This window comes from Shewanella hafniensis (genome assembly GCF_019655335.1).
Lineage (GTDB): Bacteria > Pseudomonadota > Gammaproteobacteria > Enterobacterales > Shewanellaceae > Shewanella > Shewanella hafniensis.
In genome coordinates this window covers 1-25,302 of record NZ_BPFD01000039.1, presented here as the reverse complement: position 1 = coordinate 25,302, position 25,302 = coordinate 1, and the positions used below count along the sequence as shown (strand labels likewise).

Below are 25,302 nucleotides of genomic sequence, written 5' to 3'. Positions count from 1 at the left end.
GCTAACCCTGCTTTATTTTTACTTTAAAAATCAATTAACTGAGATATTATTGAATTTTAATTACACAACATATAGCAACCAGGAGGTTATTTCAAACCAACAAAACCATAACAACTCCTTTAAAAACATAAATTTACACAAAAAAGGCTCAGAATATCACCTTGCGACTGTGTAATTCCAAGCGTTAAAATGGCCGCTATATGTAATTTAATTACACCTCTCTTGATTTATACCTCAGTAGGCCACCATGTTTAACAATGCAAAAACCAGCACATTGACGGCGCTGCCTTCAGTATTTTCGAGTATTCTATTGATCATTATCGGTATTTTCTCCTATCGAGGCTTTGCCGAACTCAATGACACCAGCAGCAAACTGGTCAACAATACCCAGCTCGCCGAAACCTTCACTAGTGTGCGTGAATCCTTCTTTGAACTGCGTTTAGCAACATTAGTCCATAACACTGACGCCATCAGCTCACAACAACGAAATGTGCAGCTGCTCATAGAGAAACTCGCAAACTTCAACACCGATTTTATGGGGCCAGATGCCAGAACGATCCGCACGCTGTTGCCGCAAATTGAGCAATATGTGCGTCTGTATCAGCAAGAAATCAACTACGCCAAACAAACTGGCGCAGAGCCTGAACTAACACTCGAGCGCAAGGCACTTGGACCCAAAGTAAGCAATGAGATTAATCAATTAGTTAAGTTGATCACTCAGCGAAACCATGATCTTGGCAAACAAGCCGAAGACAAAGTGAACGCCACCGAGGCATTGCTCCTTGGCCTAATCCTAATTGCCATCGTCGCCTCACTCCTTAGTGCACTCTTTATGAGCAAACGCTTAGTCAGGATAGTCAATGACATTAAGCGGGTAATGGAATGCCTTGCCAATGGCGATCTGACACATAAAACAAATATCAAAGGTGACAACGAACTCTGCTCACTCGCCACAGATCTCGATCGCGTTATCGATAATCTACGCCATATCATCTCGGATATTACCCAAGCCTCAGACCATATCTCAGATCAAATTGGCCAACTGAACGTGCAGTCCAATGCCAATACCCATGCATTGCAGACCCACGCGGTAGAAACCGACCAAGTCGTCACGGCCATGACAGAAATGAGCGCGACTGCCCACAATGTCGCAGGCGATGCTGCATCTGCCGCCCAGTTTACTCAGCAAGCCAATGAACAAGCAGATAAATCGAAGAAATCCGTTGAACAGGCCGCCAACACTGTGATTGCCTTAGTGACTAAAGTGGATGTCGCTGCCGATGCGATTAATGATATGAATGAAAACACCCGCCATATCGCTACTATCTTAGATGTGATTGGGGATATTGCCGATCAAACCAATCTGCTCGCGCTCAATGCAGCTATCGAAGCTGCCCGTGCCGGTGAACAGGGTCGGGGCTTTGCCGTTGTCGCCGACGAAGTACGTACGCTGGCCGCTCGCACTCAAGCCAGTACATCCGAGATCAATCAAATGCTTGAACGCTTACGCCACGGCGCCGACGCGGCCGTCACAGCAATGGAGCAAACCAAACACAGTTGCCAACAAGCCGCCGACACCACGACTCTGGTAACAGAAAATCTCGATACCCTGACGACGTATGTGTTCGATATTAATGGGCTCAGTAATCAAATCGCGACCGCAGCAGAAGAGCAAAGCGCTGTCACCGAAGAGATAAATCGTAATCTGACCACCATTCGTGAAATGGTCGATGAACTGAATCAAAGCGGTAAAGCCACCCTCAATAGCGCAACCTCTTTGGCCGCGACGAAAGAACAACTCGTCGGCGTGGTCTCGCATTTTAAGCTTTAAGTTTATATTTACTCGTCCACTCTCGACACAAATCCCTTGCGTGTCATAACTCGCAAGGGATTTCGCTTAATGTTTATTGAGTCGCTATTTAACTGCAAAGAACGTATCAAGTCACGACTACTGAATTACAGCTGGCCCAATATCACAGCTAGCATCACGGGAGATAATTGCAGCATGAAGATTATGATCACCCTCTAATACGACTTTTCCTTGCTCGACAAAGGTAATGAGTACTTCTCCAGTATTAAGACGATGGGGAGTCGGCTTAGCAATATTGCCGAAACTAGGCTCAACCACTAATTCCTCAACACCTAATTGACCATTAGGGTTCAGACATCGACGCCAAAGGGATAATCCACTATTTTCTTGAATGGGGTAAACATAATAAATATCAATATTGCCATCTGGTCTGATAATAGCCTTAGCATCGTGCACTGTCGCATCAGTCAAGTTAATAGGTATAGCCTCTGTCCAAGTTTTCCCTAAATTATGGGATAATCTAAAATGGGTCTTAATGATATAGACAGATTTACCGCTGGGCTGAGTTTGACTTGTGCGGAAGGATTTTTGAAAAAAATAGACTATATCACCACCGGAGAAAGATGAAAGATAAGGCATAAAACCTGAACTATCTATATCCAAGGGGCTATCAAATTTGACGCCATCATTACTTAGTGCAAAATAAAGACTGCAACATTTTTTGGCGGTATACACAATAGCAACGCTGTTGCGACTAACTCGATGAAATTTAATATTACTTGATGGCGAAATCGCATCCTTTAATAATACCGGTTCTATTTCGACTAAAACTCCATTACGCAATTTGGCTCGAAATACATCAGCCTCAGACTTAAAGCTGCGGGCCTCAAGATAATACAACCAATCTTCGCCATTAAAGTTAACTAAACTCACGGACGAGACTATATTAGAATAACTTTCAGGTAAAATATTGACTAATGAACCTTTATCTAACACGCCATGATCAAAATTTAAAGAAGTATACCTCAACCAAGCTTTTTCCATCTTATATCCACTCCAAGATTCATACACTAAAGTATTGGATGTTCCAGATTGGATTAGGGCACTTGCATATTGAATGGCGCTGGGATGCTCTACGCGCAGTATGCTTTCTCTTTTTAAAGGCAGTTCATTGCCACTCGCAGTAAATGAAAATGCAATAACAACATATATAGTTACCCGCTTTATTATCATCCATTCACCAGGTAAATATTTCATATCTATTCATCCTTAAATATTGAACACAACTAAAAACAAACTGCGGGCTCAGCCAATCAACGACGCCATCATGGGCTTTCATACACAACCAACATACCGTATTACTCATGAACACAGTATTCGTGCTCGATACGTTAAGCGGCACACTTGTCACATTTAGTTCACAGCCTAATTTTATATTACCTGCCAACAACATAGCTAATCACTTTAAGAATCGGGATATATTAAGATGAAAAATGTGCTCGTCACCTCAGGCTTGTGCCTGTCAGTTTTGCTACTGAGTGCTTGTAATTCGGATGATAAAGACATCAATAGCCTGACCACACAAACCACCTTAATTGGCGGTGATAACCACTGCTGGATGGGCGGCACTCGCACAGATTCGGGTCTTGATAACAACGATAACGGCAAGCTCGACAGTAATGAAGTGGTTGATAGCAGCTATGCATGTAATGCCGACCTGTTTACGGATAAAGCGGTGCATTTACCTTTCACAGTGCTGCGCGATGATTTAGACAATGGCGCTATGCCTGGTACTAAATTTGAAATTCGTAACGGCGGCTATGGCTCTGATGCAGCGCCCAATCCCAATAATCCTATTCAATTTTATGCCCTCACCGATCGCGGCCCGAATGCAGATTACAGCGGTAGTTTAGGCAAAGGAAAAATGTTTCCAACGCCTGACTACACGCCACGTATCGGTTTGTTTGAACTGCAAACCAATGGCACTATCACTAAGATCAAAGACATCTTATTTAAACGCCCAGATGGCAGCTTGATCACTGGACTTCCTAATAGCAGTAGCCTTGGCGGCACAGGAGAAATCCCCTATGACGCAGCAGGTGAAGTCATTCGTCAAGACATGAGCCAGCCTTATAATGCCCAGACCAACCCCATCAAACTCGATGATTATGGGTTAGATTCTGAAGGTCTCGCCGCCATGGATGATGGCAGTTTTTGGGTCAGCGATGAGTATGGTCCACACATAGTGCATTACTCGGCTGAAGGGGTAGAAATAGCGCGGATTAATCCTTTCGCAGACGATGCACGCAACTTATATAGCCTACCGGCAGAGTTTGCTCATCGCCGTGCCAACCGCGGGATGGAAGGGCTGACCATCACGCCCGATCAGTCGACACTTGTGGGCATAATGCAATCGACCATCTCCAATCCCGATAAGAGTGTTAACAACAATACCCTGACTCGAATCGTGACCATCAACTTGGCGACCGGCGCTATTGGCCAATATTTGTATCAGCAAGAAATTGCCCAGAACTCTAACTCAGCGATCGTTGCCTTAAGTAACAGCCAATTTTTAGTGTTAGAACGTGATGGCAAGTTTTTTAATATCGACACTGAGGTGATGAAGCATGTATACAAGATAGATATCAGCGGCGCGACAGATCTCGAGACCGTCACTGCACAAGCTGATATCGCCCAAGATGCGGCGTTAGGTTTAACCATTAAAGGTAAAACCTTAGAGCAGGTAGCGCTAAGCGATGGCTGGGAGACACTTGCAGCCAATGGCATCATACCCGCGACAAAATCACTGGTGCTAGATATGGCTGCCAAAACACAATATCCCCATGACAAAATGGAGGGTTTGTGGCTAATTGATAATAAGCGTTTAGGTGTGCTAAATGACGACGACTTCGCCACTTGGAGCAATAACAACACCTTAGAACAGAAATATCTCGATAGTGCGCAAAGTGACATCGACGGCAACACTTTGTATATCGTTGACGACTTACCCTTATCAGCTGATAAATAACCATTAAGTATTCAGCCGCATGAGTCATCACAGTCTTTAGTGGTGGCTCATGACACACTCAAATTGCAATAGAAGTTGTTATAACGAAAGCATAAACCACATAGCATCAGCACATCACTTAAGGATTAACCAATGAAAACAGCTTCACAGACGATGATGTCATTCACGTTAGCCTCAAGTGTCCTGCTCGCTTCATGTGTGGTACAAGCAAATCCTGTTGAAACATCAAGGGAATATAAGCTGCTGCTAGACCCAAGCCACTTTAATTACGCCACTCAAAGTACAACCGCCAATAACTATCTAACTGATGCTAAACAAGCTATTAGCAACGCAATTAGTCGCAATGTCACAGGCTCTTGGGTATTAACCAAAGCGCGTCAAGTGACCTTCTATGACACCCCAACCAGTTGTCAGCTAAAGCAGTTAGGTTATATCTTTCGTGACCGAACGAGCGATGGCCAAAGTGAAGTGACGCTCAAATTTCGCAGCCCTGATCGATTTATTGCTGACTTTGAAGATCTCAGCTCACCCGATAATCAAGCCGACACAAAACTCGAAGTGTCTATTTTCGCCAGCAACATCTTAATCTTGCGATTCCCTCGCCCAATATCCGGCCAACATGGCGCCTGATAGGTTATGCCATATCGAGAATATCGCGCTGGGGATGGCAGAAATAGGGCTAAAAAACTTGATGCACAAAGCGGTAGCGAGACCAGAGTTTTGTAGGCCGACTTCGATGGAAATGGTTTTGCAGACGGTATGGTTAAAGCCTAATAAACGGCAGCAAAAGTAGCCTAAAGCGAGGCCGAAACCATTATGTAAGAACACTGCCAGCAAAATAATGGGGCCAACTTTATCAAACTGATTGGCATTTAATGCCACGATAATGGTAATCGCCATCACGATTGCCAAGATTGAAATCAACGGCAATGCGGGAGCGACTTTGGCCACCAGCGATTTAAAGAAATGATTGATGATCACGCCTGCGCTGACAGGGAACAGCACGATTTTCACTAAGCTCAGTAGCATGTCGGCAAAGGGAATATCAATCATCTCGCCAATCAACAGCTTAATAATCAGTGGTGTTAATACTACGCCCGCTAAGGTCGACAGTGCCGTCATGGTTATCGATAAAGCCACGTCGCCTTTTGCCAAATAACAGACCACGTTTGAGGCGGTGCCGCCTGCCACGCTGCCCACCAACACCATGCCTATGGTGAGTTCCCTATCTAATCCTAATAACTGGCTGATCAATAATGCGCTGAGCGGCATGACCGAAAATTGCAGTATCAGCCCAGTCAGCACGGCACGTTTTTGTTTGAATGCATTAGCAAAATCCTGCAGATCTAAGGTGAGTCCCATAGAGAGCATGATGATCACTAACAGCGGCACTATGGCGGATTTAAGCTCAGTAAACCAACTCGGCATCAAATAAGCGGTCACCGCACCTATGAGTGCCAACAGCGGGAAGAAGCGGTTTACGTTTACCAACATAGCTAGCCCTTTAGATCAGGAGGTTATTTTATCGCTCGGATGATGACAGTCGAGCATTGGATAGACAAGCGCTAATCCACCAGCAATAAAGCCTAGAATGGTGATTTTTTAATCTCCACATTTCGACTGACACCTTAAGTTAACTCCCCAAATTCACAGTAGATTCCGCCCCAAAGCGCAGGATAAAAATGCATTCTTGATCGCTAAAACATGATCTGCTTAACAAAAAGCCCGTGATTTCCTTGTTAGGAAACCGTAACTTATAACCAGTTCACGTTTTAACAATTACATACGATGTAGTCTTATTGCGCTAGGTGGTCGTGAATTACCTAAAGCAATTTCGGTGTTTACGGTTAGCACTCACAGATAGGAATCGTTATGTCTTCAGTTATCCAAACGCTCAGCGGCGCTATCGCAACGCCTTATCAAGCGAATATTACCGTCCCTAACTGGATGCTCGGCTCGATGGAACGAGTCATGCAGTACTACGTCGATAAGAATCTTCGCCTCGATACCCTTTCCGCAGAAATGATGCCAGCGCCCGTAGAAGGCAAAAAGTATATGCTGTACGCGCATATCCCCTTCTGCCATACCCTGTGTTCTTACTGCACCTTCCACCGTTTTATGTTCAAGGAAGACAAGGCACGCGCCTATTTCATCTCATTGCGTAAAGAGATGGAAATGGTTAAAGCCCTCGGCTATGACTTTGAATCTATGTACATTGGTGGCGGTACCACCACAGTATTAGAAGATGAATTAGCCCGTACTATCGAACACGCGAAAACCCTATTCCCGAGCATTAAAGAAGTCTCCTGCGAGTCCGATCCGCAGCATTTAGACAGCCCTGGCTTTAAGCAACTCAAAGGCCTAGTGGATCGCATGTCCATCGGCGTACAAAGTTTTAATGACGATATTTTAAAAATGACCGACCGACTCGATAAGTTCGGTACGGGTCAACAAACCTTCGACAAGATCATGGGCGCCAAAGAGCTGTTCCCAATTATCAATGTCGATCTGATTTTTGGTTTCCGCGGCCAAACCGATGAAGTGATCCAACACGATCTCGACATGGCATCGCGCTTAGATCCAAGACAAATTACTACCTATCCGCTGATGATCACCCATCAGACTCGCAAGAGTGTGAAAGGCAAGTTAGCGGCGCCGCAGGCAGATATGGCCAACCAATATCGCCAGATCTTAAACAGCCTAAATGGCCAATATAATCAATTATCTGCATGGGCATTTGGTAAAACCGATGACGAAGGATTTGACGAATACGTTATCGATTACGACGAATATTTAGGCGTAGGTTCAGGCTCATTCAGCTTCTTGAATGACACCTTATATGTAAACACTTTCTCGCTGCGCAAGTACCAAGAACGCATTGCCGCCGGCCACATGGGCGTCGAGCAGCAAAAGAACTACAGCAAAAAAGACGTGATGCAATACCGCTTCTTGCTGGGCATGTTCTCAGGCCGTTTATCACGTAAATATTTCCGCGACACCTTTGGCGTCAACTTAGATACCGCCTTGTTTAAAGAAATGACGTCGATGAAGTTAATTGGCGCGATCAAGAATGACCCAAGGGATCCCGACAATCTGATCGTCACCGACAACGGCAAAATGATGGGTCTCTTGATGATGAAAGAGTTTTATTCAGGCATGGACAACGTGCGCGCCCAGTTACGTAAACCGCTCAAACCCTGTGATATGTAACACTTACGGATGATTGTTGATCCATAAAGACTAAACAGGCCCTTCGAGGGCCTTTTTGTTAACTTGGTTTAAAGGTAGTCTTGCCTTAATACTAGCTTGAGCGCGATCCCCGTCATAAAGGAGTATGGGTTATGGGTTTTAATGAACAAGAAAAACACGCCTTATTGGCACTCAAAGGCGTTGGCCCCACTGTGATTAAACGCTTCGAAGAAATTGGTATCAGTTCACTGCAACAACTGGCACAACACGAAGTGGATGATATCGCAAACTTAGTCGCCAGCATGCTGCGCACCACGTGCTGGAAAAACAGCCCCCAAGCGCGAAACGCCATAGGTGCGGCCATCGAACTTGCCCGCGCCCACCCGCTAGCAAAAAATAGTCATTCCTATTGATGAATACAACTAACAAAAAGCCAGAGTCAATGCTCTGGCTTTCGTTTAAATGTTAGCAATAAGGTATCGGCTTAAAAACTGTAGGTCATACCTAACCAGTAACGGCGACCATCTTCAAGATAACCGTATTCCTCTTGGGTAATGTCCTTATCGAAGGCGTTGTAAATGCCCGCGCTAAATTTCAGGCTATCGTTCAACTGATAGTTAGCCCCTAAATCCAGCAGAGTGTAAGAAGGTGCGATAAAACTGCTCGACGACGGTCCCGTTGTCGGTTGGCTCTCTTCGCCACGGTAGTTCACTCTCAACCAAGTGCTTAAGTTATCAATAGGCTCGTAGTTGAACGACGCTTGGATCAAATGCTTAGGCAATTGATTCAATGGGCTGCCTTTGTAAGCCCCCGTCTTTTGCTCTGAATCCGTGTAAGTGTAGTTACCCGTAAAGCTCAGGTTTGAGCGAATCCGATAGTCGATACTCAGCTCAATCCCTTGAGTCACAGCATCGTCGATATTCACGTAAGTGGTTGGGTCGGAACCAAATTGATTGGGGCCATCGGTACATTGAGTCGCAGGACAGGCCACGCGGGTGATCTTATCTTTAAACTCGTTATAGAACACACCCGCACTGGCGGTAATGCTCTCGGTCAGATCCGAATACACGCCTAACTCATAGTTCACTGAGGTTTCGGGTTGTAAATCTGGATTACCGTACATGTTGCCGCCACGGCTCACTTGTCCCCAATCTGGCACTGTCTGGCGCAAACTCGGCGCCCTAAAGCCCGTCGACACACCGCCCTTTAAGGTGGTGCTGTCGGTTAATCCCCACACGCCGTAAACACGCGGGCTGACATGGTGGCCAAAGTTTTCATCGTCATCCAAACGCAGCCCCATGGTCAGGGCAAAGTTATCGACTATGCGCCATTCATCCTCAGAAAATACCGACCATTGTCTGCGGCTGATATCGGTTAAGTCGCTAACCTGATTGCCGGTTTCGTCGGTTAAGTCTTGATGGTTAAATGCCGCACCAAAAGTCGCCGTATGGCTTTGGCCTAAGGTGGTGATCAGGCTAGATTGCACATCCGTGTTAGTGATCTTCATCTTGCGGGTTTTGTTATCAAAAACCTCATGCTTGATATAAGAATCCGAGGTACCAAAGTCCCAACGCCCTGTGTGTGACAGCGAAATGGTGCTGTTTTCGTATTCTGTCGTTGAAGATTGAGGACAACCGCGACGACCACAGGCTTCGCCCGGCGCTAGCGGTGTAACGGTTTTGCCTAAGCTGCTGTCGAGTTCTTGGTTTGACATCCCAACTTCGAGCATGATGTCGTGGTTTTCATTGGGGGTGAGCGCAAAACGCGCGGTCAGATTCGTCGCATCACGGCCACGGTAACCGCCGTAGATATTATCTTCTTCACGCTGAGTATATTGACCGTAAAGTTGCATCCCCAGCAGATTTTTAATCAAGCCACCGTTGACGAAAAAGTTGCCTTGATACACATTTCCCGAGGTCGACTTTTCCTGCAATGTCGTGTCGAGTCGCACTTCACCTTGCCACTCATTCGGCACTTTACGGGTGATAATGTTGATCACGCCGCCAATAGCATCCGAACCATAAAGTGATGACATAGGCCCGCGAACAATTTCAATTCTGTCGATGGCCGCCAAGGGTGGCGTCCAAGCGCCTTCAACACCTGGACCGTCGCTGTTAGTGCGTGTCTCGCGCGAAGATTGGCGTTTACCATCCACTAAAATTAACGTGTATTGGCTGCCCATGCCCCGCAGGCTGATGTCCTGACGGTCAGCGCCGCCAGTAATCACTACACCGGGGACTTCTAACATGGCATCGGTTAAGTCGCGATAGAAGCGGTTATCCAGATCCTCACGGGTGATCACACTGATAGATGCGGGCGCGTCGCGAATTTGTTGTTCAAATCCCGATGCAGTCACCACGATTCTTTCCATCATCTTTTCTTTATCAGGCGCGGTATCCGCAAGGACATTTGTCGCAGATACTGCGGGCAACAAACATAAAGCGGTGATCACTTGAGCGAGGTACTTCTTACGACTTAACAACATAACCGACAAGTCTCCATTGGGCACAGATTGTAAATGAGAACAATTTTCAATACGGCAATGTATCCCTATGTTACAATCAGCTCAAGTTAGACTTTAGGTATTCACTTGTAAGAGTTACTTAAAAATGAATAAAAACATGATCAAAGGCATGATCGTTTTTGCGGCAATCGCAGAAAAGGGCTCAATGAGTGCCGCGGCGCAGCAATTAAATCTCAGCTCGTCGGCGGTGAGTCAACAAGTAACTAAGCTCGAAATGGATATGGGGATCAGTCTATTCCATCGCAATACTCGCAATCTTACCCTTACAGAGGCGGGCAGCTTGTTCTATGAAAATTGCCGAAAAGTCATCGCGATAGTCGAAAGCACTGAGCAGAAACTCAATAACTTGAAAGGGATTCCTTCGGGGGAATTAAAGATTGCCGCGCCCATAGGTTTTGGCGGCGGCTTGTTGAGCGAGCCCTTTAACTACCTGTTGGCGGCGCATCCGCAGATAAGTTTGAATTTACTGCTGCAGGATGGCCCGATAGATATAGTCAACGATGGCATAGATCTGGCGATTTGCATCGGTCCTTTATCAGACTCCAACTTAATTGCCCGCCACTTAGCCGATTGGCGCATGTTGCTGTGCGCCTCACCCGATTATTTGCCAATGCACAAAATTTTTAAGCATCCCGCTGAATTGGCTGCCTTTAATCGCATTAATCACCCCTGCGCTAACAGTGAAACCTTGACCCACACCCGCAGCCAAGAGTGCTTCGAACTGACAAGCCAGCGTATTACGGTCAACAATATGCAGGCATTAATCCAACTCACTCTCGATGGTCTCGGGTTTGCCGCCCTGCCCGAACCTGAAGTGCATAAATACCTCGAAAGCGGCCAGCTTGTGACCCTCTTACCCGAGTGGTCACTCAATACTTACAGCGTTTACAGCGTCACTTCGGCGCGGGATAAGCAGCCCGCAAAAGTGAAAGAAGCGCTCAATACACTTAGCCAATACTTCAGTCAGGCGGATTTTACCCCTGCCGTTCAATCTAAACAGCCTGCTCAAAATGGTGGCACAAAGGATTGCATGACCAATATTTTACCCATAAAGCCCAAGCAAGCGTCCCATCACACCAACGTCGATCACGCATCTTAAGTGTGCCTTTTGCGCATTCATTTCTGCGTTAAGCTGAGGTATTCTGCTGGGATAAACCAATAAAAAAGATGTAACTCGATGAAAGATGTGGCCTTAGTGTTGGAAGGTGGCGGCCTTCGAGCCATTTATACCGCAGGTGTGTTAGACGCGTTTTTGCAGCAGTCGCTCAACTTCAGCTATGTGATTGGAGTGTCTGCGGGTGCCATTTATCCCGCGTCCTATGTGTCCCGCCAATTTGGGCGTAATCTTCAAATTCAGCAGCAATATCTCAACGATAAACGCTATATGGGCCTGCGCCATTGGTTGGCGACAGGCAACTATGTCAACACAGACTTTACCTATCGCCGCATGGCCTATGAGTTACTGCCATTTGATTTTGATACATTTTTAAATAGTCATACCGAATTTAAGGTCGGCGCCTTTAACTGTAATACAGGGAAAACCGATTACTTCGGTATGGCCGATTTTAATGACCACGATAAATTACTCGACGTGCTCATCGCCTCCTCTAGCCTGCCTTTTATGTCTAAACCCAGCGTGATTAACCAACACCATTACCTCGATGGCGGCATCGGCGAACCGATACCGTTAGCGCAATCACGCAAAGATGGTTTTGCACGCCAAGTGGTGATCTTGACTCAAGATCAGCATTACCAAAAATCCGCGATGAAAATGAATTGGTTAGCCCGTAAAGCCTATAAAGGCTACCCCGCAGTTGCCCATGCGTTAAGTGAGCGCCACCGAGTTTATAATCAAGCATTAACCGAGTTAGACCAAGCCGTTGCAGCCAATAACGCCTTTGTGATCCGCCCAGCACTGCCGCTTAATTTATCCAGGCTCGATCGCAATATCGATAAAGTGACCGCCGTCTATCAACAAGGGCTAGCGGATGGGAAAGCTGTCTTACCCACATTAACCGCTTGGTTAACGGCGCCAAAAGAGCCTAAACCCGAGGCGTAATCGACGGCAGCACTTGGCTGATAATCAACTCACGTAGCCATTTATGGCTCAAGTCATGCTCGAAGTGTTTATGCCACATCAATAAATACGCGCCGGGGATCAGCTTGATAGGGGATGGTAAAGACTGAAGCTCGAAGGATTTCATCACAGCAAACGCATAACGGGACGGCGCGCAAAGAATTAAATCGCTTTGTTCACACAGGGCCAGAGCGCTCTGAAAGTCGGTCATATTCACGGCGATATCGCGCTGACGCCCCTCAAGTTGCAGCACATCATCCAGCAACCAATGCTCTATGCCACCAAAAGCCACTTGCAGATGGCGATAGCTCAAGAAGGTGTCTAAATTCCACTCTTGTGCTAACGCCGGATGATCGCGGCGCATCAAGCACACAGTATAATCCTGCACTAGCTCGACATGGCACAAGTCATCGGGAATATGATTCACATGCATAGGCGAACGCTCGTCCCACTCGCGGCAACCTATGGCTAAGTCGATGTCGCAGCGCAGTAATCTGTCCATAGTATCGAGCCGCCAAGTTTGGCAATTGAGACTCACACCGGGCGCTTGGGCGAGCAGCGAGGGCATAAAATGCGGAAAAGTCAGCGAGTATGTGGTCTCAACCAAATGCATTCTAAACTGCCGCTGACTTAAGGCGGGCTCAAAGGTATCGGGCCGGGTAAATTGCGCCAATTGCTGTAAACATTGGCGCAACTCCGGCGCGAGCGACAAGGCTTTAGGTGTCGGTTTTAGGCCGTAGGCGGTGCGCTCAAACAGAGGATCATCAAACACTTCCCTCAGGCGTGTCAATTGTTTACTCACCGCCGACTGGCTCAAATGCAAACGCGCCGCAGCGGCGGTTACACTTTGTTCCTCAAGCAGGATTTCCAGTACGGGTAGTAAATTCAGATCCAAACGTTTTAGCATCTATCCCTCATTTACCCCAAAATACTGACTAGGGCTGCACTTTTTTAAATGGGTTTAACCTTAAATTCTGTGGCAATTTCATCAATAACAGCGACAGTAATATCACACCTATCCCCGCCCACTGACGCATGTCTAAGGTCTCACCCACAATCAATACCCCTAATGATACGGCAACCACGGGATTGACTAAAGCGACCATGCCCATGATTTCTGGTCCTAAATTTCGCATCGACCACAGCCAAGCCCAATAAGCGATGGCGGTGTTGGCAATCACTAACCATAGTAACGACGGCACCACTGTCAGGCTAGGTAACTGCGGCGGGCCCGCCATAAACCATGCCAGCGGAATTAACATCAAGCCGCCCAAAAACAGTTGCCATGCTGTGAGCACTAAAAAGTCACCCACATCCCACTTTTGCATCCAGCGAGAAGAGAAAGCAATTAAGGTCGTCGCACTTAGCATACACAAGACCCCAATAGGGTCGAGATCCGCCGACGGGTTTAGCAGTAAAATCACTCCTCCTAATCCCATCAAACCTAATAGCAACCACTTCATACCAGGGCGTTTTTTATCTATCACCCAAGCTAAGATTAAGAAAATTAACGGCAGCGTCGCCCCTAAGGTACCCGCCACAGCGCCCGGCAAACGATACGCACCGATAAACAGCAGCGCAAAGAAGGCGCCAATATTACAAAACGCCAGCAAGCTTAATTTAGACCAAGCCAGCGTTGGCAAGCGAGGACGCAGCATCAACATCAGTATTCCCGCCGGCAGCGCGCGCCACACGGCCACCCAATAGGGCGACATATCATGTAAGTAGAGACTCACTAACGCATAGGTCGTCCCCCAAAATACAGGGGCGAGTAAGGCGATGACAAAAGGCATAATAACTCTTTAGAAAGTATCTTGATGTGGAGATATATTATTATCAGTCTTCACTCCTAGCAAGTGAAGTTTCAGAATATCTCGTTATCGGCGGGAATTAATAGATTAACTATTTGATTTAAAAGCTAAGGTTGCCAGTCATTGTAGGACAGATGGATAGTTTGATAAATCTGGCTTAATTCTCCAGTCTGCCGCAGTAATTCAATCATGCGAGTCAAATATGCATCCACGGCATCCCCTTCGGGACCCTTGGCAATCACAAACACATCTTCAAAATCGCCAAAGTCTTCACGGTGGATATTATGCAACTTCAACTGTTTCAGCATCATATCGGCCTCTTCCTGCGCCCAAACGAAGGCATCGATACGGCCATGGGAAAGCTTTAGCAAAGAACGTTTAATGGTTATCGAAGGTTCCGCAGGGATAGGCATGTAATCTGGAATCGCCTCCACGGTAAATACGCGCCCCGTTTGCTGTTGATCAAATAACATGGCCTTCGTTATCGGCTTATCCACATTGGTATAAAGCACGTGGGTGACTTGCCCAAATGAAACAGTGCTAAAACGGTAAGGTAAGGCATCTAACGCGGCATTGTTACGGATGGCGGGCAAACCAAAATCAGCACGACCGAGCGTCACACCTAGCATAGCCCGTGAAAGCGGGAAAACCTTAATATCAATTTCAACCTCAGGATCTGCCCTATCAATTGCTTTAACCAGTTCCACAAATGGCCCAGTGCCATCGGCATTAATTAATCCAGGGATCTCCCCTAAATAAGCCGTCATTTGCCGCTTGCCGCCCGCATTGCTCACAACATCATCCGCCGCATAGACTGAGGTAAGAATGCTTTGAAGAAAAAGCACAGAAAAAATACATAAGGTAATAAAGTGACTGAACATGGGTGGTCCCTCAGTGGCTTTCTCAAGCTTAGCAGACGACAACGATTATGGCGTTCATTCCTCGCATCCAGATGAGAACGTGATAAAGCATCACTCAGTCACTGCGCTTAAGTCTTGTTTGCCGTATAATCAGCCGTCATTTTTCTATAGGCGGGCCAGCATGTTCCATATCGCACTCTATGAGCCAGAAATCGCACCTAACACAGGTAATATCATTCGCTTATGCGCCAACAACGGCAGCCAACTTCATCTAATTGAGCCACTAGGGTTTGATTTTGAAGAGAAAAAATTGCGCCGTGCGGGCTTAGACTATGCTGATTTAACCAATGTGACTCGCCACAAAGACTTCGATGCCTTCCTCGAAGCTATGGCAGGTAAGCGCATTATGGCCTGCACCACTAAAGGCAGTCGCCCGCATACTGAGCTGACTTTTGCGAAAGATGATGTGCTGTTATTTGGCCCTGAAACCCGCGGCCTGCCGATGGCGATTATCGAGTCAATTCCAACCGAGCAGCGATTACGCATTCCCATGGCGGCCACCAGCCGTAGTTTAAACCTCTCCAATGCGGTGGCGATTATCAGCTACGAAGCCTGGCGTCAGCTCGGGTTTGAAGGCGCTATTTAAGCACTGTCGAAGCTAAATCGCGGATTTGTGGCTAAGGGGCGGCTAATGAGATGGCGCGACAGGCGTCATCTCTATCCCACGAAAGAGCTGATAGCGGTCGATATCATCATCGAGATATTGGATATTCTGCGTCCATTCCCAACCACCCGCTTGAGTCTGAGTCTGAGTCTGAGTCTGAGTCTGAGCATCAAAGAGTAACTGGATCAACGCGGGTCTCGCATTAACAACGCCTTCCCCTAGCAGGGAATAATCCCCATTTTGTCGATATAAACTAAAGACTTGTTGTTTATCTTCCGCCACACCGTCGTAATAGGTCAGTAATACTTGATCGCCCTGCTCCCTAAACCACCAGGTTTCACTAAAAGGCGCCCGCGTGCCGATACTCACAGATAAGATCAACTGGCGCTGATCGTGGGAGCAAAAGCCCGTTACAGCCACTTTTTTCGGAATCTCCCCCGCCTTGGCAGCATCACCCGCCCATTGCCCCACCAATTGTGGACAAAATTCCTTGAAACTGACCTTAGCGGCCATGACTGAAAAGGACGAAAACACGCTCAGTACAATGGCAAGACCCAGCATAAAGTTCAAACGGTCGATTTTAAGCGGCATATCTCTAGCACCTACCCGAAACAGATCAATACATTAGCGTTAAAAGCATCAATCGACAAATCCCCTAACGCAAACGATTCCTTTAACGACGGAATGAGCGCTTTGGTATTGTCGTTAGCCTGATTTTTTAGCGCCTAGATCAACCACTTTTGAGCTGAGATGCCCAACAAAGATTCACAGTTGCTTACATAACAGCTTATTCAGGCATGGCGGGTTTTCATGCTAACTTGCCACTTAGCAAAAATACGCAACATCATAATTCTAGTAACTGTTTGTATCACAAGGAGACACATAGTGAAGAAGACAAGCATTTTATTACTCTGTTTACTGCTGCCCTTTAGCTTGGCATTTGCAGAACAGGGCAAACCACTCTCAGCAGAATTGCTTTGGCAACTCAAACGTATCGGTAGCCCGATTGTCTCCCCCACGGGCGAGCACATTATCGCGCCAGTCACAGAGTACGATCTCAAAGCTGATAAAGGCTCAACCCAGCTGTGGCGTTTCGATGGCAAGCAAAACCGAGCCATCACAGCCAAAGGTTTAAGGGTGAGCGAGCCCGTGTTTTCCCCCGACGGCAAAACCTTAGCCTTTGTGAGTGAGCGAAATGAAGACGACGCAGGCCAAATCTACCTATTGCCTATGGACGGTCCGGGTGAAGCGCAGCGCTTAACCGATATTCCCACAGGCGTTAACAGTATTAAGTGGGTTGGCAAGCATCTGTATTTCATCAGCAATATCTTTCCTAATCAAAGCTGGGAGGAAATGAAAACCCAGCTCGCCACAGATACAGACAATAAGGTTTCTGCCCATCAATGGAACACCTTGCCCTATTCCCAATTTGATCACTGGTTAGATGAACGTCGCCAAGCCCATGTATTTAGAATTCCGGCCAAAGGCGGTAAGGTCGAAAATATCACCCAGCCTGCGGGCCATGAATTACCACGCTCAGACCAAAGCAGTGCAAGCTATGATGTTTCCCCCAATGAGCGCTGGATTGCCTTCAACGCCTATGGCTCAGAGAATAACGTCGATCCTAAAATTGATATATTTCTCGCCACGATTGGAGACAACAAGGCCGAAAATCTCACCGCAGATAATCAAGCGCCAGATCTGAATCCTAGCTTTAGCCCTAACGGTAAAACGCTCGCCTTTACCCGCCAGAAAATCCCCGGTTTCTACGCCGATACCTCAAGGCTGATGCTGCTGGATATCGATAGTCGTAAACTCACAACACTCACAGCTGACTGGGACCGTTCTGTCTCTCAATTCAGTTGGACACCCGACAATAAGGGCTTTTATGCCACTGTGGAAGACGCCGCCACAAACCGCATTTACTCTATCGATGCAAAAAACGGCAAAGTAAAAGCCATCACAGAGGCAACCGATTTTAGCCAACCCGCCATAGGCAAAGACGGTGCACTGATTGCCACCAATCAGAGCTTCTTGTATCCCGCTCGCTTAGTCAGCATCAATCCCCGCACTGGCAAGATTGAACGCCTAGAAAACTTTAACGACGATATTCTCAAAGATGTCGACCTAGGCACTTATGAATCCGTCACCTACAAAGGCTATCAAGGTAAAGATATTCAAATGTGGGTTCACTATCCCGCAGGGTTTGATCGCAGCAAAAAATACCCATTGTTTATGCTCGTCCACGGCGGACCACACAATGCCATTACCGACGGTTTCCATTACCGTTGGAACGCGCAAACCTTTGCTTCTTGGGGTTATGTCACTGCGTGGCCAAACTTCCACGGTTCGAGCGGCTTTGGTCAGGAATTTGCCGATGCCATCAATCCCGATTGGAAGACAAAACCCCTTGAGGATGTGCTCAAGGCGGCAGACTGGTTTAAACAACAAAGCTGGATAGACAGTGATCGCATGGTGGCGGGCGGCGCTAGTTATGGTGGTTACCTGACCTCGATTATTTTGGGTCAGCCGCATCCCTTTAAAGCGCTATTGATCCATGCTGCGGTTTACGACATGTATGCACAAATGGCGTCGGACTTTGCCGTGCACAGCACCCGATTTGGCAACTATTGGGATAACCCAGAACTGTATAAAGCCATTTCGCCCCATTACTTTGCGGGCAATTTCAACACTCCAACCTTAGTCAGTCATGGCCAACTCGATTACTTAGTGCCGGCGACCCAAGGGTTCGAGCTGTTCCACACCCTACAAAGTCGACATGTTGAATCGCGGATGATTTATTTCCCCGATGAAAATCACTGGATTATGAAGCCCAATAACTCAGTCTACTGGTATAACGAAGTGAAGAAGTGGATGACCCACTTTGCCGAACCTGGCGCGCGTTAAACGTCAGCCATAAGAGACAAAAAAGGTCTGCAATGCAGACCTTTTTAATGGGTTAACTTAAACCAGAACCTAAACTAACATCTTATTCATCTTATTTTTTAAGACTTAACTTAAAATAACTTGATTTAAAATGGCTTGGCTTATTGGCCAAATCCCGTGGCTTTAATATCCACGGTTTGCACTTTGCCATACTTAGCGGCGATAGGAGCAATCTTAGCCGCGTTGCCAATCAGCACAAATTGCAGATCTTTTTGCGGGAAATACGTTTTCACGAGTCTTTGGGTTTCAGCTAAGGTCAAACCATCCACCTTTGCTTGGAACTCATTGATAAACTTATCATCGAAGCCATACAGATACATGCCAGACAATAATCCCGCCAGTTGGCCTGAGGTTTCAAACTTAGGTGGAAACTGGCCCTTCACATAGGCTTTAGCCGAATCTAAAGTGGTTTGATCTACGCCTTTCTCCCATAAACGAGCATAGGTTTTCAGTGCGAGATCAATCGCTTCTTGAGTGGTTTCCGTCTTAGTAAAAGTGCTGATAGTAAACACACCCGAGTCGGTATAAGGGCTAAAACCTGAGCGTGCGCCATAGGTTAAGCCAGCGTTTACCCGCAGCTCGTCGTTAAGCCAAGAGGTAAAACGACCACCTAAAATAGTGTTCACTACTGTTAAACCGACATAGTCTGGATTGTCACGACTAATGCCTAAACCGCCGATAACAAAGGTGGTCTCGATGGCATCGGGTTTATCCACCAGCAAAACTTTAGCCGCAGTTAACTGAGGTAAACCTTGGTTTAAGTCAGGCTGCACCAGCTTTTCGCTGCCTTTCCACTGACCAAAGGTTTGCGTCAACTTAGCCTTCATGGCAGCAACATCAAAGTCACCCACGACGGTAATCGCGGTATTGGCCGGTTGGTAGTAACTCTTATGGAAAGCGCGCAGTTGCGACACTGTCACTTGTTCAAGCGAATCACTGTTACCCGAAGCCGCATTACCATAAGGATGGGCACCGAATACCAGCTTATCGAAGTAACGACCAATAACAGCTCGTGGGCTTTCTTTATCTTGCTGCAGCCCCGCAATCGCGCGTTGCTTGAGTTTATCGAACTCGGCGGCATCAAAGTCTGGCGTTAACATCGCCGCGCTAAATAAGCCCAGCATGACGTCAGTGTCTTTCACCATAAAATTGGCGCTGAGATAGCTGCCTTCTTTATCCGCTTCAGCACCTAAACTTGCACCGAGAAAATCCACTTGCTGCTCGATATCCGCCTTAGATTTACCCGCCGCCCCTAACAACAAACCTTCTGCCGTCATTTGCGCCACGCCTGCGGTGGTGTCATTGACAGCACCCGCACGTACCACGGCATTTAAGGTCACTAAAGGCACTTCGCGCTGCGGCATTAAATACACAGTTAAGCCGTTATCCAGCACGAACTTGTCGTAATTTGGCATCACAAAGCTGCCAGTTTCGACACGTTTTGGCGCCGATGTCGTAGCACAACCCGCTAAGGCTAAACTTGTGCCTAGGGCTAATGCGGCCATTAACTTAGAAGGTTTGCCAAGTGATGCCATCTTAAGTGATTTCACTGCTGTCGATTTCATTGCCATCGATTTCGCTGCCGTTGATTTCATTGCCATCGCTTTCATTGGGAGCTCTCCTCGTTTGCCGCCAGCACAGCTACAGTGCGATTCGATTTACGTAAATAGGTTTGGGCAACACGTTGAATATCCGCTGGCGTCACCTTGTTATAGGCTTCTGGCGCATTAAATAGCTTGTCATAACTGCCAAAATACATCTCATAGGTGCCTATGGTATTGGCCTTGCCATTGATGGTTTCCATCGAACGATAAAAATCCATCAACTTGATATTTTTAACTTTATCCAGCTCTTGCTGGGTAACACCCGTTGTCGCAATCGCATCGATTTGTTCAATCAGTGCCTGCTCCAGCGTCGAGGCTTTCACCTCAGGTGTGGCAACACCCATCACATAGAAGAGGTTAGGGTCGACCGACATCGGCATATAGGTTTGCGCTTCTAAGGCCACTTGTTTATCAACCAGTGATTGATATAAACGCGAGCTATTACCTTGGCTTAGAATCGAGCTTAATAAATCCAACGCATAAAAATCTGCGTGAGTCGCCGCCGGAATATGATAAGCCAGCATCACATTAGGTGTGCTCACCGATGCCTTTTGCACAAAGGTACGACGCTCACCCTTTTGCTCAGGTTCTACGGTGCGAATCGCTTTAGGCGGAGTTTGTGCCGGAATAGGCGCAAAGTACTTGTCGGCCAAGGCTTTAACTTGGGCAAGTTTCACATCACCGGCAATCACGACCACAGCATTGTTCGGCGCATAATAGGTTTTGTGGTACTGTACAAGATCGTCCAGTGTCCAAGCGGCGATATCCGACTCGTGACCGATCACCGACCAAGAATACGGATGGGCTAAAAACGCCACGCCTTTGATTTCACCTTCGAGGGCATTCCAGTTAGAGTTTTCTAAGCCAGTGGAGCGTTCCGACTGCACTACGCCACGTTCGCTATCGACCATGGCTTGGTTGATATCTAAGTTTGCGATACGGTCGGCTTCGAGATCGAACATAGTTTCGAGCGCATTAGCGGGGAACCAATCGGTATAAACCGTCATGTCTTCAGTGGTATACGCATTGTTCGCGCCACCTGCGGCTTCCATAGTGCGGTCGAACATTTTTGGACCGTACTTTTTCGAACCGTTAAACATCATGTGTTCGAAAAAGTGCGAAATACCGGTGATGCCGGGCACTTCGTTACGTGAACCGACTTTCCAAAACAAATACATGTTGGCATTGGGAATAGAGACATCTTCTAGCACCATGATTTTCATGCCGTTATCTAACGTGAAACTCTTAATGTCTTCTGCCGTGGTGGCCTGTGCTTGGCTTAGGGGATTAAAAAGTCCCATGGCCAACACCAGAGCCGATAGCGTGCGCTTCATTTGGTTTGCTCCTTGCTGTAAGTATTTACATATGAAGGTAAATTGTTTAACAAATCAAGCGCAGAAAGCGTATCCCGCGCCGATTTTTTGTAAGCTCAAGTTATACCGAAGAGCTTACGGAATAAGACTTGCGCGGCTTATTGCGCGTTAAGCGCCGTTAATGCCACTTTAGTCATGGCCTCAACACCCACTTTTAGCGCACTTTCATCCACATAGAATGCCGGAGAATGATTGCTGGCCGCGGTTTCTGGATCCGTTCCCTTTGGCGTTACCCCGAGGAAGAAAAACATCCCCGGCGCTTCTAAGGCGTAATAAGAAAAATCTTCGGCACCTGTGATTAACCCAGGCTCAATCAGCATCTTATCGCCCACCACACTGGCAAGCACAGGCCTCATGCTAGCGACTAACTCGGGATTATTGACCACAACAGGATAACCTGGGTGGATCTCTGTGGTCGCGGTCGCACCAAGGGTTTTCGCCGACAACTCAGCCATTTGCGCTAAACGCACTTTGATATCGGCACGCATAGGCTGGTCGAAGGTGCGAATCGTGCCAATCAGCTCGACTTCATCGGGAATAATGTTAGAGCGAATGCCACCATTAACCGCACCAAAGCTCACTACGGCAGGGGCTTTAGTGATATCCACCTGACGGCTGACGATCGTTTGCACGTTAGTGATAATTTGCGCCGCAGCGACAATAGGGTCGACCCCATTCCAAGGGCGCGAACCGTGGGTTTGGCGGCCTGTCACTTTGATGGTAAAAGAATCCTCACTCGCCATCGCCGGACCACTGCGCACACCAATCATGCCACTCGGCATGCTCGAGGTCACATGCATACCAAACACTTGGTCAGGTTTACGCTTAGCAAACAGCCCTTCTTTCAGCATTAATTCTGCGCCGCCCTCTTCACCCTCTGGCGCGCCTTCTTCGGCAGGTTGGAAGATAAACATCACATCCCCCGCGAGGCTATCTTTCACTTTGACTAAGTTCTCGGCCACACCCATCAACATAGCCACATGGGTATCGTGGCCACAGGCATGCATCACACCCACCTTTTGATCGCGGTAAGTGTCGGTCGCCTTAGAGGCAAAGGGTAAGTCAACCACCTCAGTCACAGGTAAAGCATCCATATCCGCCCGAATTGCAATCAACGGACCAGACTTGCCACCTTTCAGCTTTCCGCCTTTCAAAATGGCCACCACGCCTGTATGTGCCACACCCGTTTGTACTTCCAATCCTAATGATTTCAGATGCTTTTCAATAATCTTGCTGGTGCGAAACTCACGGTTAGACAACTCAGGGTGTTGATGCAAATCGCGGCGCCAGTCGATCACCTTTTGCTCCACACCCGCCGCCAACTTAGCCGCATCCGGCATAGCACTGGCCGCCGCTTGCACCGAACTCAAACCCGCGCCCATAAAGCTCAAGGCTAAAGCCGAAGCGAGTAATGTCTTGGAAAAATGGGACTTATTTGCAAAGGATTTAAATTCAAATGCCTTTGGGATTGCTGATTCTGAAATAACTGATACAGAGGGTAAAGTCATAGCGATAGCCTATTGTTGTTTTTATAAGCTATATAAACTACACGGACATGGATGAATTGTTAATAGATTTAATGATGAAGGTAAAAGAGACAGTGCTTCATTACAGGCTGTCTTTAACCGTCATTCCCGCAATACTTGTGGGTGGGAATCCAGCTTTGAGGTAAATCAGTCTGTTCGATCTTGAGAGTATAAAAAATTTTTTCAAGTGAAACCAATACTTAACCAATTGATTTATTTTTAAATTAAGTTAAGCGCAGCCAGTCCAGTCATGGGTGCACGAACGTGGCATCTGCTGTATAGGACCGATCGCATGGATGTGAATAAGCGACCATGGGGCGGACGGTCACTTCCATAGCAGCACTCAGAATGTCTGAACGTCCGCATTTTCTGGCCATGCGTGCACACTTAATTACGGTAGTTGAATCAGTTCTTAAGAGATTTGATTAATTTTAGAGGGGAAACCGCCCCCACAATAGCCGCTAACTGGGCATAAAAAGGCGGATTTTAGGTGGCGTGGTGAATTAACCTAGGTAAGAATAATCACGGACACGCTTGGAGGCTAAGAAGCATTAAGACAGTGCTCAACTGCGATAAAGTTTGCCGTTTTCTCATTTAGTAAAACTGTGACAGCCATTATGAGCCCGATTTTAATGGCCTTGTATAAGGGACAAATCCAATAGTACTTAGCTTATTGGCTCTAACTGTTCGAAGCTAATAGCTTGATCCTCAATTTGATAAATATATTCTGGGATATAGTCGCTGTAGAAGCCTAAGGTATAACCAAACTTACGGTAGGCTAACTTTGCTAACGCGGTTAGCGGCAAGGAGATATCGCCAACGGAATGTCCCGCCATACGTGGCAGGCTATAAAATTTATCGTGGGATTGTAGCGCTAGGTACATGGCCTGCCGATATTGGGATTCTTCGGCACCGCCGAAGATTTTCAACATGACGTCAATCGTTGGCAGCGTGACATTCGCGACGTGTTCGTAAGATGCCGTCGATATCTTGTCAAACTCAGTGGCGCTAACGAAATCTTGGATCAACGCTGCCACATCGCCCGCCTTCACACGGAAGAAACCGGCCAAAATATCACTCATCATATGGGAAGGCGGATCCAACTCCCAATTAAAGTTATCGGCCTCCTTAATGCTGACCAAATAGGTTATATCTTGGTACTGATCATGCAGTACCGCACTCCAAAAATAGATAGTCCAGTCTGCATAGGATAAAAATCGGTTATCTGCAGGCAGTGATTTCAGCACTAAGGTGTCTGCGGGGATCTTGACACTGAGGGTATCGCCATCGACCATCAGCTTACGTTTATAACCCTTAATACCCAGATAATGCATTTGCTGCAGGTGCTCGAAGGCGCGTGCCGGAGCTGCGGCGCCATGCAGCGCCTCTGATGCAAGAGCGAGATGACGATTACTGATACTCAGCAAGTCAATATCTCTGGAATCGATACGGATCATATTCATCACCCTATCCAGACTTTCCAAACGTTCCTGATAAACCCAAGCATGGCCCTTGAGCCTTTCTAAGTGAAAGGGCAGCGGACGGGATAAATCGACTGATTGCATCTTGTTAATACCTTCCTCTATACCGAAATGGCAAAGCTATATCGTCATGAGTGACAATGCCACTCAGTAAACATGTCTCTATAGGCTCTATGACTACATTTATGTTAATTACGAAATAGGTGCAAAAATTAAGTGTCATATTCACTTAACTATGAGTAGCCTCATTTTGTCAGGGCGGGATTAAGCTTTGTTAAATCTCTTAACCAAAGAATATCTCGCTTCTAAAATCGCCATTCCATGCTGCTTTTCTTATCTTGGTTGGTTTGCTGGCTTTTAGCGGATGTTGCTCTAAAAGGTTCAGCACAATACGCCGAAATAGTGCCAT

At 47.0% G+C, this 25,302-nt stretch carries 20 protein-coding genes and 1 pseudogene; 9 read left to right on the top strand and 12 right to left on the bottom strand.

Annotated elements, in window-relative coordinates:
- Positions 1 to 247: 247 nt before the first annotated feature.
- Complete coding sequence (locus tag K5Q99_RS12410) at positions 248 to 1,831, top strand: methyl-accepting chemotaxis protein (protein WP_220777037.1); 1,584 nt, start codon at positions 248 to 250, stop codon at positions 1,829 to 1,831.
- A gap of 117 nt (positions 1,832 to 1,948) precedes the next feature.
- On the opposite strand, the gene K5Q99_RS12405 is transcribed toward K5Q99_RS12410, so the two are convergent.
- Entirely contained in the window at positions 1,949 to 3,067 is a 1,119-nt protein-coding gene (locus tag K5Q99_RS12405) for a hypothetical protein (RefSeq protein ID WP_220777036.1), read from the bottom strand.
- 229 nt (positions 3,068 to 3,296) lie between these two features.
- On the opposite strand from K5Q99_RS12405, the gene K5Q99_RS12400 reads away from it, so the two are divergent.
- Both K5Q99_RS12400 and K5Q99_RS12395 read left to right on the top strand, forming a co-directional pair.
- Complete coding sequence (locus K5Q99_RS12400; RefSeq protein WP_220777035.1) at positions 3,297 to 4,838, top strand: esterase-like activity of phytase family protein; 1,542 nt, start codon at positions 3,297 to 3,299, stop codon at positions 4,836 to 4,838.
- A gap of 132 nt (positions 4,839 to 4,970) precedes the next feature.
- On the top strand, positions 4,971 to 5,468 hold the full coding sequence (locus K5Q99_RS12395) for a hypothetical protein (RefSeq protein ID WP_246604478.1): 498 nt from the start codon (positions 4,971 to 4,973) through the stop codon (positions 5,466 to 5,468).
- On the opposite strand, the gene K5Q99_RS12390 is transcribed toward K5Q99_RS12395, so the two are convergent.
- A complete protein-coding gene (locus K5Q99_RS12390; protein ID WP_220777034.1) occupies positions 5,421 to 6,332 on the bottom strand; it encodes a bile acid:sodium symporter family protein in 912 nt (303 codons plus the stop codon). The two genes, K5Q99_RS12395 and K5Q99_RS12390, sit on opposite strands and share 48 nt — an antisense overlap.
- Before the next feature lie 378 nt (positions 6,333 to 6,710).
- Between K5Q99_RS12390 and K5Q99_RS12385 the strand changes: the two genes are divergently transcribed.
- Positions 6,711 to 8,048 (top strand): coproporphyrinogen III oxidase family protein, encoded by a 1,338-nt coding sequence (locus K5Q99_RS12385; protein WP_006084542.1) that lies wholly within the window; start codon positions 6,711 to 6,713, stop codon positions 8,046 to 8,048.
- Positions 8,049 to 8,179: 131 nt separating this feature from the next.
- A complete protein-coding gene (locus tag K5Q99_RS12380; protein ID WP_220777033.1) occupies positions 8,180 to 8,440 on the top strand; it encodes a helix-hairpin-helix domain-containing protein in 261 nt (86 codons plus the stop codon).
- Between the two features lie 71 nt (positions 8,441 to 8,511).
- Here the strand turns inward: K5Q99_RS12380 and K5Q99_RS12375 are convergent, their stop codons facing one another.
- Positions 8,512 to 10,512 (bottom strand): ligand-gated channel protein, encoded by a 2,001-nt coding sequence (locus K5Q99_RS12375; protein WP_220777032.1) that lies wholly within the window; start codon positions 10,510 to 10,512, stop codon positions 8,512 to 8,514.
- Positions 10,513 to 10,636: 124 nt separating this feature from the next.
- Between K5Q99_RS12375 and K5Q99_RS12370 the strand changes: the two genes are divergently transcribed.
- Together K5Q99_RS12370 and K5Q99_RS12365 are read left to right on the top strand one after the other, a co-directional pair.
- Positions 10,637 to 11,650 (top strand): LysR family transcriptional regulator, encoded by a 1,014-nt coding sequence (locus K5Q99_RS12370; RefSeq protein ID WP_220777031.1) that lies wholly within the window; start codon positions 10,637 to 10,639, stop codon positions 11,648 to 11,650.
- 78 nt (positions 11,651 to 11,728) lie between these two features.
- On the top strand, positions 11,729 to 12,610 hold the full coding sequence (locus K5Q99_RS12365; protein WP_220777030.1) for a patatin-like phospholipase family protein: 882 nt from the start codon (positions 11,729 to 11,731) through the stop codon (positions 12,608 to 12,610).
- Here the strand turns inward: K5Q99_RS12365 and K5Q99_RS12360 are convergent.
- The 3 genes from K5Q99_RS12360 to K5Q99_RS12350 form a co-directional block, all read right to left on the bottom strand.
- Positions 12,594 to 13,535 (bottom strand): LysR family transcriptional regulator, encoded by a 942-nt coding sequence (locus tag K5Q99_RS12360; RefSeq protein ID WP_006084548.1) that lies wholly within the window; start codon positions 13,533 to 13,535, stop codon positions 12,594 to 12,596. The genes K5Q99_RS12365 and K5Q99_RS12360 overlap by 17 nt on opposite strands.
- Before the next feature lie 28 nt (positions 13,536 to 13,563).
- Positions 13,564 to 14,421, bottom strand: a complete 858-nt coding sequence (locus K5Q99_RS12355; protein ID WP_012090513.1) for a DMT family transporter — start codon at positions 14,419 to 14,421, stop codon at positions 13,564 to 13,566.
- Positions 14,422 to 14,546: 125 nt separating this feature from the next.
- Positions 14,547 to 15,320, bottom strand: coding sequence for a type 2 periplasmic-binding domain-containing protein (locus K5Q99_RS12350; protein WP_220777029.1), 774 nt, complete (start codon positions 15,318 to 15,320; stop codon positions 14,547 to 14,549).
- 160 nt (positions 15,321 to 15,480) lie between these two features.
- Here K5Q99_RS12350 and trmL point away from each other — a divergent pair, with 160 nt between their 5' ends.
- A complete protein-coding gene (gene trmL / locus K5Q99_RS12345; protein ID WP_006084553.1) occupies positions 15,481 to 15,945 on the top strand; it encodes a tRNA (uridine(34)/cytosine(34)/5-carboxymethylaminomethyluridine(34)-2'-O)-methyltransferase TrmL in 465 nt (154 codons plus the stop codon).
- Between the two features lie 42 nt (positions 15,946 to 15,987).
- Here trmL and K5Q99_RS12340 read toward each other — a convergent pair whose 3' ends face one another.
- Complete coding sequence (locus K5Q99_RS12340) at positions 15,988 to 16,554, bottom strand: hypothetical protein (RefSeq protein WP_220777028.1); 567 nt, start codon at positions 16,552 to 16,554, stop codon at positions 15,988 to 15,990.
- 294 nt (positions 16,555 to 16,848) lie between these two features.
- On the opposite strand from K5Q99_RS12340, the gene K5Q99_RS12335 reads away from it, so the two are divergent.
- Entirely contained in the window at positions 16,849 to 18,870 is a 2,022-nt protein-coding gene (locus K5Q99_RS12335) for an alpha/beta hydrolase family protein (RefSeq protein WP_220777027.1), read from the top strand.
- A 140-nt stretch (positions 18,871 to 19,010) separates the two neighbouring features.
- Here K5Q99_RS12335 and K5Q99_RS12330 read toward each other — a convergent pair whose 3' ends face one another.
- The 5 genes and pseudogenes from K5Q99_RS12330 to K5Q99_RS12310 all read right to left on the bottom strand — a co-directional run.
- Positions 19,011 to 20,474: a M16 family metallopeptidase gene (locus K5Q99_RS12330; protein ID WP_373317067.1), complete on the bottom strand. Its 1,464-nt coding sequence runs from the start codon at positions 20,472 to 20,474 to the stop codon at positions 19,011 to 19,013.
- Positions 20,475 to 20,515: 41 nt separating this feature from the next.
- On the bottom strand, positions 20,516 to 21,847 hold the full coding sequence (locus K5Q99_RS12325) for a M16 family metallopeptidase (protein ID WP_220777026.1): 1,332 nt from the start codon (positions 21,845 to 21,847) through the stop codon (positions 20,516 to 20,518).
- A gap of 137 nt (positions 21,848 to 21,984) precedes the next feature.
- Complete coding sequence (locus K5Q99_RS12320) at positions 21,985 to 23,394, bottom strand: amidohydrolase (protein WP_220777025.1); 1,410 nt, start codon at positions 23,392 to 23,394, stop codon at positions 21,985 to 21,987.
- 683 nt (positions 23,395 to 24,077) lie between these two features.
- Positions 24,078 to 24,977, bottom strand: coding sequence for an Imm49 family immunity protein (locus K5Q99_RS12315; protein ID WP_220777024.1), 900 nt, complete (start codon positions 24,975 to 24,977; stop codon positions 24,078 to 24,080).
- Positions 24,978 to 25,176: 199 nt separating this feature from the next.
- A pseudogene (locus tag K5Q99_RS12310) lies at positions 25,177 to 25,302 on the bottom strand (ISAs1-like element ISSba1 family transposase); the annotation flags it as partial.

Coding starts and splice junctions, on each gene's coding strand:
- K5Q99_RS12410 (WP_220777037.1), top strand. CDS start 248: ATGTTTAACAATGCAAAAACCAGCACATTGACGGCGCTGCCTTCAGTA.
- K5Q99_RS12405 (WP_220777036.1), bottom strand. CDS start 3,067: ATGAAATATTTACCTGGTGAATGGATGATAATAAAGCGGGTAACTATA.
- K5Q99_RS12400 (WP_220777035.1), top strand. CDS start 3,297: ATGAAAAATGTGCTCGTCACCTCAGGCTTGTGCCTGTCAGTTTTGCTA.
- K5Q99_RS12395 (WP_246604478.1), top strand. CDS start 4,971: ATGAAAACAGCTTCACAGACGATGATGTCATTCACGTTAGCCTCAAGT.
- K5Q99_RS12390 (WP_220777034.1), bottom strand. CDS start 6,332: ATGTTGGTAAACGTAAACCGCTTCTTCCCGCTGTTGGCACTCATAGGT.
- K5Q99_RS12385 (WP_006084542.1), top strand. CDS start 6,711: ATGTCTTCAGTTATCCAAACGCTCAGCGGCGCTATCGCAACGCCTTAT.
- K5Q99_RS12380 (WP_220777033.1), top strand. CDS start 8,180: ATGGGTTTTAATGAACAAGAAAAACACGCCTTATTGGCACTCAAAGGC.
- K5Q99_RS12375 (WP_220777032.1), bottom strand. CDS start 10,512: ATGTTGTTAAGTCGTAAGAAGTACCTCGCTCAAGTGATCACCGCTTTA.
- K5Q99_RS12370 (WP_220777031.1), top strand. CDS start 10,637: ATGAATAAAAACATGATCAAAGGCATGATCGTTTTTGCGGCAATCGCA.
- K5Q99_RS12365 (WP_220777030.1), top strand. CDS start 11,729: ATGAAAGATGTGGCCTTAGTGTTGGAAGGTGGCGGCCTTCGAGCCATT.
- K5Q99_RS12360 (WP_006084548.1), bottom strand. CDS start 13,535: ATGCTAAAACGTTTGGATCTGAATTTACTACCCGTACTGGAAATCCTG.
- K5Q99_RS12355 (WP_012090513.1), bottom strand. CDS start 14,421: ATGCCTTTTGTCATCGCCTTACTCGCCCCTGTATTTTGGGGGACGACC.
- K5Q99_RS12350 (WP_220777029.1), bottom strand. CDS start 15,320: ATGTTCAGTCACTTTATTACCTTATGTATTTTTTCTGTGCTTTTTCTT.
- trmL (WP_006084553.1), top strand. CDS start 15,481: ATGTTCCATATCGCACTCTATGAGCCAGAAATCGCACCTAACACAGGT.
- K5Q99_RS12340 (WP_220777028.1), bottom strand. CDS start 16,554: ATGCCGCTTAAAATCGACCGTTTGAACTTTATGCTGGGTCTTGCCATT.
- K5Q99_RS12330 (WP_373317067.1), bottom strand. CDS start 20,474: ATGAAATCGACAGCAGTGAAATCACTTAAGATGGCATCACTTGGCAAA.
- K5Q99_RS12325 (WP_220777026.1), bottom strand. CDS start 21,847: ATGAAGCGCACGCTATCGGCTCTGGTGTTGGCCATGGGACTTTTTAAT.
- K5Q99_RS12320 (WP_220777025.1), bottom strand. CDS start 23,394: ATGACTTTACCCTCTGTATCAGTTATTTCAGAATCAGCAATCCCAAAG.
- K5Q99_RS12315 (WP_220777024.1), bottom strand. CDS start 24,977: ATGCAATCAGTCGATTTATCCCGTCCGCTGCCCTTTCACTTAGAAAGG.